This is a genomic window from Pseudoalteromonas sp. NZS71_1, assembly GCF_015864305.1.
Taxonomy (GTDB): domain Bacteria; phylum Pseudomonadota; class Gammaproteobacteria; order Enterobacterales; family Alteromonadaceae; genus Pseudoalteromonas; species Pseudoalteromonas arctica.
Genome location: NZ_JADYXM010000008.1, coordinates 186,787 through 195,540, shown reverse-complemented (window position 1 = coordinate 195,540; position 8,754 = coordinate 186,787). Strand labels below are relative to the sequence as shown.

Here is an 8,754-nt window from a genome sequence, read left to right as displayed (position 1 = left end):
TAGAAGAGCCTGAGCTTGAAGAAGAGCCAGAGCTTGAAGAAGAACCAGAACTTGTAGAAGAGCCAGAGCTTGAAGAAGAGCCTGAGCTTGAAGAAGAACCAGAGCTTGAAGAAGAACCAGAACTTGAAGAAGAGCCTGAACTTGCAGAAGAGCCTAAGCTTGAAGAAGAGCCAGAACTTATAGATGTAACGGTTGATGATTTTTCAGACACATCAGAGTCGCTTCTTGATCCTGAAGATGCACTTGAAGAATATACAGATGATACTTTAAAGAGCGTTGATGAGCTTTTAAGTGAGCTACAACAGGCCACTGATGACGACTATATAGAAACACCTGATTGGTCTTTAGATGAGCTTGATGATGATCTTGAAGAAATAGAAGTTGATCTTGGTGACGATCCGCTAGCGGGCGACGATGACTCAGATCTTACTGAAATTGAAGAGCAGCTTGATAGCGAGCTTGTAACGCCAAGTGAAGAGTTGGATGAATATCCTGAACTTGAATTAGACGATGATCAATCATTATTAGAGAATGAGCCTTCGTTTGAGCCGCAAGAGCTTAAAGGAGATGCATCGGGTGATGAAAATGCAGTAGCACTTAGTCAAACAGAGAAAGATCTCGCAAATGCGCTTATGGCAGATGGTGATTTAGATAGTTTAGAAGATGATTTTGATGATGAACTATTAATTGATAATAACTTCTCTGAATTAGAAACTGAAACGGAGATTGAAGATGAGTCGCTTGATGATGATTTACTTCAAGAAATTAATAATGAGGTTGATTCTGTTGAACCACCAAGTATTGAAGATGACATCAAACCTCTTAACCTTGATGAAGTTCAAGAAACATTAGAAAGTGAGTTACCATTTACCCCTGAAGAATTACAAGGGGATGATTTAGATGGTGAGGCACCGGGAGTCGCTTCCAGCCAAGCTGAGCAAGATTTAGCAAACGCACTTATGGCAGATGCTGATTTAGATAGTTTAGAAAATGATTTTGATGATGAGATTTTAATTGAAAATGATTTTTCTGAATTAGATGCTGAATTTGACGAAGATAGTTTAGAGCAAGCACTAACTGATGAGTTATCAGACGAATCGCAAGAGCAAACAAATGCAGAGCGCGAAGCACAGTTAACAAGCTTAGATGAAGTGGGTAGCACTGATATTAGCTCTGACGACGAACTTGATGAAGAGTTTATGTCGAATTTGACGCAAACTGATTTTGATTCATTACTTAGTGAGTTAGCAGAGCCTGAAGACTTAAGTGTTGATGACCGCAGTGAATTTGATGTTGACTTTGACAGCTTGCTAAAAGAAGACTTAGAGACAGATGATTCATTAACTACAAAAGAGTCACTTGTTGAAAGTAGTGATGTTGAGCAACTTGATAATGATGAATTTGTAGATATTGATTCATTATTAGAAGAAAGTGACGACGCTGAACTTGAACACGAACCTTACACCGACGTTAATATGGATGTCGGTTTGAGTGAGTTTGATGCATTACTTGCAGGTGATAACCCAACGGATGTTGATGCTGAAAGTGGTGGCTACTCAGCTAAACTTGATTTAGCGCGTGCTTATATTGAAATTGATGATTTTGATTCTGCGCTTAAAGTTATTGAGGATGTCATTAACAAAGGTCCTGAAGAAGTTCAAGAGGAAGCACTTAGCTTAAAAGCTAAACTAAAATAATTAAAATGTTTATAAGAACCCGTATCTAGCTTAGCTAAATACGGGTTTTTTTATGTGTATTGGTTTGATTACGACAGGTCTCCTTTTATTGCATCGTTAGATAGCATAAAATGCCTCGTTCATTAGCACAGTAGGTAAAACGGTAATTATGCGAGTAGCACTTGGAGTTGAATACAACGGCGCACGTTATAGTGGTTGGCAGCGTCAATCACATGTAAATAGCGTACAGCAAGAAGTAGAAAAAGCGTTGTCGCGTATTTGTAATCATCCTGTTGAAGTTATATGTGCAGGGCGTACAGATGCTGGTGTGCACGGTACAGGCCAAGTAATACACTTTGAAACGCAAGCTGATCGCGATATGGTCGCATTTACACTAGGTATGAATACTTTAATGCCTAAAGATATTGCTATTCGCTTTGCCCAACCGGTTGCTGATGACTTTCATGCCCGTTTTAGTGCTACAGCTCGTCGTTATCGCTATGTTATTTATAACTCCCCCCTACGAGGTGCGGTATTAAACGAGGGTGTTACGCATTTTCATCATCATCTTGATGAAACAAAGATGCAAGAGGCGTGTCAGTACTTAATAGGTAAACACGATTTCACCTCTTTTAGAGCGATACATTGCCAAGCGAATACACCGACAAGAACAATTCATCATCTGTCGGTACAGCGCCAAGGTACTTACGTTATTATTGATATTAAAGCGAATGCATTTTTACATCACATGGTACGTAATATCACAGGCAGCTTAATGGATGTTGGTTTACATAAACAACAACCTATATGGATAAAAGAGCTACTCGATTGTAAAGAACGCGCAAAGGCCAGTGCTACCGCTAAGGCTGCTGGTTTGTATTTAGTGGATGTTGACTACCCTGAGCAATTTAATATTCCTCAAACACCTCTAGGCCCTTTATTTTTGCCTGATATAGATGTGGTATAAGTACTTTTTATGAGCACTTTTAACTACTAAGACCAGTTTTTTATACCGCGTTAGTGTAATTCATGTTTTAATTGAAAAAATTTGTCTGCTAATTGCTATTAGCAGGCTCGCGACACAGAACAGTATTAAGAGAGTTGCAAATGAGTTGGCTAGAAAAAATCTTACCTAAAACGACAAAATCATCAGGTCGTAAAGAAATCCCAGAAGGTGTTTGGGCTAAGTGTACATCGTGTGATTCAATTTTATATAAAGCTGAATTAGAAAAGTCATTAAACGTATGTCCTAAGTGTGACCATCACATGCGTGTTAGTGGCCGTAAGCGCCTAGAGCACTTTTTAGATGAAGGTGATCGTCAAGAGCTTGGTACACAACATGAGCCTAAAGACATTCTTAAGTTTAAAGATTCTAAAAAGTACTCTGACCGTATCAGTGCAGCCCAAAAAGCAAGTGGTGAAAAAGATGCACTTGTAGCTATGAAAGGCCGATTAAAAGGTATTCCAGTGGCAGCGGTAGCATTTGAGTTCTCATTTATGGGTGGTTCAATGGCTTCTGTTGTTGGCGCTCGCTTTGTTGATGCTGTTGATCAATGTTTAGAGCATAACATGCCGCTTATTTGTTTTTCTGCATCAGGCGGAGCACGTATGCAAGAAGCGCTTATGTCGCTTATGCAAATGGCTAAAACAAGTGCTGCACTTGCAAAAATGACGGAAAAAGGTCTTCCATTTATTTCAGTAATGACCGACCCGACAATGGGTGGTGTATCTGCATCACTTGCTATGCTGGGTGATATTAACGTTGCTGAACCTAAAGCGTTAATTGGTTTTGCAGGTCCTCGTGTTATTGAGCAGACTGTTCGCGAAACATTACCTGAAGGTTTTCAGCGTAGTGAATTTTTGCTAGAACATGGTGCAATTGACATGATTATTGACCGCCGTGAAATGCGCGATACCCTTGCACGCATTTTAGCTAAATTTATGAACTTGCCTTCTACGGAACAAGAGCATAGAGTAGCGTAAATTTCAGCTTTACTGATTACACGCTATGACAAAAACAATTCCTAGCCAATCATCAAGCCTTGATGATTGGCTTTTTTATTTAGAAAGTGTTCACCCCGCTAACATTGCAATGGGCCTAGAACGAGTTGCTAATGTTGCCAACAATATTGGCCTTTTAAACACTCCAAGTAAAATTATTCTTATTGCCGGTACAAACGGTAAGGGCACCACTGCACGTTGCTTAGAGTCGCTATTGCTAGCGCAAGGTTTTAGCGTGGGTACTTACGCATCTCCTCATTTAATTCGTTATAACGAGCGTGTACGAGTTAATGGCGAAGAGCTGGCAGACCAACTTCATATAGATGCTTTTCACCAGCTTGAGCAAGGCCGTAAAGACACTCCTTTGACTTATTTTGAATATGGTACTTTGGGTGCGTTGGCAATTTTTAAACGCTGTAAGGTCGATTATGTATTACTAGAGGTTGGTCTAGGCGGGCGCTTTGATGCTACAAATATAGTAACTCCCTTTGCAAGCGTGATCACCACTATCGATTTAGATCATAAAGAGTACCTAGGTGATACACGAGAGTTAGTGGCTTATGATAAAGCCGGTATTTTTCGTGAAAATACGCCTGCTATTATAGGGGATTTAAATATTCCTCACACAATGACTGATTACGGCAAAGAAATTAATGCCAATATGACGTTGTCGGGCAGTGACTTTATTTTCAAAGAGAATGCTGAGAGCTTTAATTGGCAATATAAAGAACATAATCTTGTAATAGATAAGCCAGCAATACCGTGTCAAAATGCAGCAACTGCGTTAACTGCGCTAAGTGTTTTAAGCTTATTACCTAGTGAGCAAGTCATACGAAATTGCCTCGCTAATTTAGTTGTAGAAGGGCGGTTTCAGCAGTTAAGCGCTGAGCCTTTAGTCTTTACCGATGTAGCACATAACCCTGAGTCGGCGCGTTATTTAGCCAATAAGTTATCAAGCTATAAAGATAAAGGCTTTAAAATTCATGCATTAGCCGCTATGCTTGCTGATAAAGATAAAGTGGGTGTACTTAAAGAAGTAAGTCACTTGGTCGATGAGTGGTCATTAGCGAGCTTAAGTGGTCCGCGAGGCGACACTGCAAGTAATTTACAAAATGCGCTGCAGGGTATATCTCATCATAATACTATCAATAGCTATGATAGTGTGGCACAGGCACTGAGTGTAATTTTACCAAAACAACAAAGTGATACTATGTTGATTGTATTTGGTTCATTTTTTACAGTGGCCGGCGCTATTAATTACTTTAAAAAATAGAGAGGATGTCGGTGAACTCAAGTTTTATTAATCGCTTAGTCGGAACAAGTATAGTAGTGATCGCAGCAATTGTGTTTATCCCTAATATACTCGATGGCGAAAAAGTGCATTATAAAGAGGGCTTTAAAGCGATACCTGATCGCCCTGAGTTCAAAACAATCGATCTTCAAGAGTCAATTGATGAAAACATGGCTAATGCTGAGCCACTAAAACAAGATGAAATTGAAGATATTCAAGCTGACGATGAAGCTTTTGAGCAGCAAAACGCTATGGATGAGAGTGACTACGCTGTAGAGAATAAAGTTGTTGAAGCGACTATTGAACCCAAAGCTACACCGATCACTAAGGCACCGGTTCAGGCTAAACCAAAACCTATTGCGCCTCGTAAAAGTGATGAAAACCTAACAAGTATGGCTTACGTTATTCAATTAGGTAGTTTTTCACATGTTGCAAATGTAAAAGCATTACAGGCTAAATTAAAAGTTGAAGGGTTTAAAACGTTTACTAAACCGATTAAAACCCCAAATGGGACGTTAACCAAGGTATTTGTTGGTCCTTCGCTTGATAAAAATGAATTACAAAAGCAGCTTCCCCAGCTGAAAGAGCTTACTAAATTAAATGGTAAAGTTACGCAATACGAAGTAACAAAATAATTAAAAAAAGGCTTGTATCACAAGCCTTTTTTTATTTATTTATATTTGTTTTTATCATTATCTTTATCTCACAATACCCATTCTATAATGTTAATTTTTTGTATTGACTACAGCCCAGTAATCTCCCGTTTAAACTTGCATACTAACGATGTTTGGGTATAGAATGCGCCCCAAATTAGCGACTAATTGGTTCTTATGATCTGGGTTGATTACGCCATTATTGGCATCATTGCATTGTCTACCATCATCGGTTTAATACGCGGCTTTGTAAAAGAAGCAATGTCATTAGCGGTATGGGCTGGCGCCTTTATCATCTCTAGCTTATTTTACCAATATTTAGCTTCCTTCCTAACAACCATTTCTGAACCCCTTTTAAGAAATGCTGCGGCCATAGCCATATTATTCTTTGCGACGCTACTGTTAGGCGGTTTACTAAACTATATTTTAGGTGAGCTTGTACATCGTACTGGTTTATCGGGTACCGACCGTGTCTTTGGCATAGTGTTTGGTGCTCTACGAGGCGTGTTGGTCGTGAGCGCGTTACTCTTCTTTCTTGATGCTTTTACTGGTGCACCCAATACGCACTGGTGGGGCAATTCTATTTTGATTCCAGAATTTGGCTTTGTTGTTGAATGGTTCTTTTCGTACCTAGAAAACAACTCGAGCTTTTTAAATTCAGTAAACCGTTAATCGGCGAGGATAAATTACATGTGTGGTATCGTTGGAATAGTCGGAACATCCCCTGTGAATCAGGCGATTTATGATGGCTTAACTGTTTTGCAGCACCGTGGTCAAGATGCCGCGGGTATCATTACCATTGAGAATAATACGTTTAGCTTGCGCAAAGCAAATGGCTTAGTGAAAGATGCCTTTCACACACGTCATATGAAACGACTACAAGGTACAATTGGTCTTGGCCATGTGCGCTATCCTACAGCAGGATCTTCAAGCTCATCTGAAGCACAGCCTTTTTATGTTAACTCACCGTTTGGTATAGCACTTGCCCATAATGGCAACCTTACTAATGCAGAAGCTTTAAAAGAGCAGTTATTCTCAGAAGCACGTCGTCACGTTAATACAACATCAGACTCTGAAATTTTACTTAATATCATGGCACATGAATTAAGCAAATCTGATAAGTTGCATTTAGACCCTGAAGATATTTTTACTGCGGTAACCGAAGTAAACAATAAAGTAAGCGGTGGTTATGCAACTATTGCTATGATTATCGGCCACGGCATTGTTGCTTTTCGCGACCCTAATGGTATTCGCCCACTTGTATTTGGTAAACGCGAAACCGAAAAAGGTACTGAGTACATGTTTGCCTCAGAAAGCGTTGCGTTGAAACCGGACGGTTTTGAGTTTGTACGTGATGTAGCCCCTGGTGAAGCTATATATGTTACAGAAGAAGGTGAATTCCATTCACTTAGTTGTGCTGATAAGGCATCTTACTCGCCGTGTATTTTTGAATTTGTTTATTTTGCTCGACCTGACTCAACAATAGACCGTATGTCTGTGTACGCAACACGGGTAAACATGGGGACTAAACTAGGCGAAAAAATTGCACGTGAATGGGCTGATAAAGATATTGATGTAGTTATCCCAATCCCAGAAACTTCATGTGATGTAGCACTGGAAATTGCACGTGTGCTTGATTTACCGTATCGCCAAGGTTTTGTTAAAAACCGTTATATTGGTCGTACATTTATCATGCCTGGCCAAGAGATGCGTAAAAAATCAGTGCGTCAAAAGCTAAACGCAATTGATCGCGAGTTTAAAGGTAAAAACGTATTATTAGTTGATGACTCAATTGTTCGTGGTACAACATCAGCACAAATTGTTGAAATGGCCCGAGAGTCTGGCGCTAAAAACGTTTACTTTGCATCAGCGGCACCTGAAATACGTTTCCCTAATGTGTACGGTATTGATATGCCTTCAGCAGCTGAGCTTATCGCTCACGGACGTGAAGTTGAAGATATTAATGCAAGTATTGGTTCTGACGGTTTAATCTTTCAATCGTTAAAAGATTTAATTGCTGCGGTTAGCCAAGAAAATCCTGAAATTACTAAGTTTGAAACTTCAGTATTTGATGGCCAATATATTACTGGCGATATTGATCAAAACTATTTAAATCGTATTGATAAGCTACGTAACGATTCAGCAAAAAGCACTCGCGAAAGTGCGATGTCTTCAGGTTTAGAAATACACAACCAAGACGAAAATGAAGCTGATTAATGATTAGTTAATAAAAAGTCGTTACACATAAAAAAAGGAGCTAATTAGCTCCTTTTTTGCGAAGGAAAGAAAGGGAACATTTCTATCAAACACGACTCTTTATTCGGTAAACTTTATTAAGTAAACATTGGGCTAACAATCCCATTAGTCCAAAGCATAGCTGTTACAGCTAAAATAATAACCAGTAATATTAATCCACACGTTACTACCGAGCTGGCGTAAATAAAGCCACGCTCTTCTGGGATATGCATAAGTATTGGTACGCCGGTGTAGAGTAAATAAACTGAGTAAGCCAGTGCAATAATTCCAATACACACTACAAACCAAAGTACAGGCCAAAAAGCGGCGAGTGCCGACATAAACACTGGTGTTGCAGTATATGCTGCAAGTTCAAGTGTTTGTGTAAATGTAGGTTTAGAGCCAAATGTAACCGCCATCCAATGGGCTAAATACGCCAATGCAAAAACACCCGCTATTAATGCAAAATACATTGCACCTGCAATTAGCAGTGCACTATCGTGCGTTAAAAATACGGGATTGCCTGCACCTATACTCCATCCTAAATAAACAGATGAGTAGTAGCCCATTATTGAAGGAAATAAAGCAATCAGTAAAATATGCGACAAACTATAGGTTAAACTTTCATGGCGATTATCTATTGTTTGCCATTCTTCAAGTGGGTGAGCATAAATGCCCCAGAGGTGATTTAGTATCATAGTACTTACTCCATAAAAGGAACGTATTATTGTTTTGGTTGGTTTATTTTTATACAGTCTATGTACAGTTATGGTTCACTTATTTTGCAAAGTCAAGTTAACTCGGTATTAACATTTAGACGCAGATCAGGGCTTTGATTTATCCCAAGCAAAATTTCGTGTTAAAATAATGGTCTATCAAATTTATTTAGTAATGAGCA

At 39.3% G+C, this 8,754-nt stretch carries 8 protein-coding genes; 7 read left to right on the top strand and 1 reads right to left on the bottom strand.

The window, feature by feature from the left end; genetic code table 11:
- The 7 genes from I6F43_RS13390 to purF all read left to right on the top strand — a co-directional run.
- A partial coding sequence (locus tag I6F43_RS13390) for a FimV/HubP family polar landmark protein (RefSeq protein WP_331460613.1) occupies positions 1-1,697 on the top strand: 1,697 nt, incomplete at its 5' end.
- Between the two features lie 148 nt (positions 1,698-1,845).
- The gene (gene truA, locus I6F43_RS13385) at positions 1,846-2,643 is read left to right on the top strand and encodes a tRNA pseudouridine(38-40) synthase TruA (RefSeq protein WP_007584098.1); all 798 of its coding nucleotides are present in this window, start codon (positions 1,846-1,848) and stop codon (positions 2,641-2,643) included.
- A gap of 140 nt (positions 2,644-2,783) precedes the next feature.
- Positions 2,784-3,659 carry an acetyl-CoA carboxylase, carboxyltransferase subunit beta gene (gene accD, locus I6F43_RS13380; protein ID WP_007376856.1) on the top strand — a complete coding sequence of 292 codons (876 nt, stop codon included), beginning with the start codon at positions 2,784-2,786 and terminating at the stop codon, positions 3,657-3,659.
- A gap of 25 nt (positions 3,660-3,684) precedes the next feature.
- A complete protein-coding gene (gene folC, locus I6F43_RS13375; protein ID WP_197102735.1) occupies positions 3,685-4,950 on the top strand; it encodes a bifunctional tetrahydrofolate synthase/dihydrofolate synthase in 1,266 nt (421 codons plus the stop codon).
- Between the two features lie 11 nt (positions 4,951-4,961).
- Complete coding sequence (locus I6F43_RS13370; RefSeq protein WP_024590975.1) at positions 4,962-5,603, top strand: SPOR domain-containing protein; 642 nt, start codon at positions 4,962-4,964, stop codon at positions 5,601-5,603.
- A gap of 195 nt (positions 5,604-5,798) precedes the next feature.
- Complete coding sequence (locus tag I6F43_RS13365) at positions 5,799-6,293, top strand: CvpA family protein (RefSeq protein ID WP_007376853.1); 495 nt, start codon at positions 5,799-5,801, stop codon at positions 6,291-6,293.
- Between the two features lie 18 nt (positions 6,294-6,311).
- A complete protein-coding gene (gene purF / locus I6F43_RS13360) occupies positions 6,312-7,838 on the top strand; it encodes an amidophosphoribosyltransferase (protein ID WP_007580920.1) in 1,527 nt (508 codons plus the stop codon).
- A 116-nt stretch (positions 7,839-7,954) separates the two neighbouring features.
- Here purF and I6F43_RS13355 read toward each other — a convergent pair whose 3' ends face one another.
- A complete protein-coding gene (locus I6F43_RS13355) occupies positions 7,955-8,554 on the bottom strand; it encodes a Yip1 family protein (RefSeq protein WP_007580923.1) in 600 nt (199 codons plus the stop codon).
- Positions 8,555-8,754 lie beyond the last annotated feature (200 nt).

Coding starts and splice junctions, on each gene's coding strand:
- truA (WP_007584098.1), top strand. CDS start 1,846: ATGCGAGTAGCACTTGGAGTTGAATACAACGGCGCACGTTATAGTGGT.
- accD (WP_007376856.1), top strand. CDS start 2,784: ATGAGTTGGCTAGAAAAAATCTTACCTAAAACGACAAAATCATCAGGT.
- folC (WP_197102735.1), top strand. CDS start 3,685: ATGACAAAAACAATTCCTAGCCAATCATCAAGCCTTGATGATTGGCTT.
- I6F43_RS13365 (WP_007376853.1), top strand. CDS start 5,799: ATGATCTGGGTTGATTACGCCATTATTGGCATCATTGCATTGTCTACC.
- purF (WP_007580920.1), top strand. CDS start 6,312: ATGTGTGGTATCGTTGGAATAGTCGGAACATCCCCTGTGAATCAGGCG.
- I6F43_RS13355 (WP_007580923.1), bottom strand. CDS start 8,554: ATGATACTAAATCACCTCTGGGGCATTTATGCTCACCCACTTGAAGAA.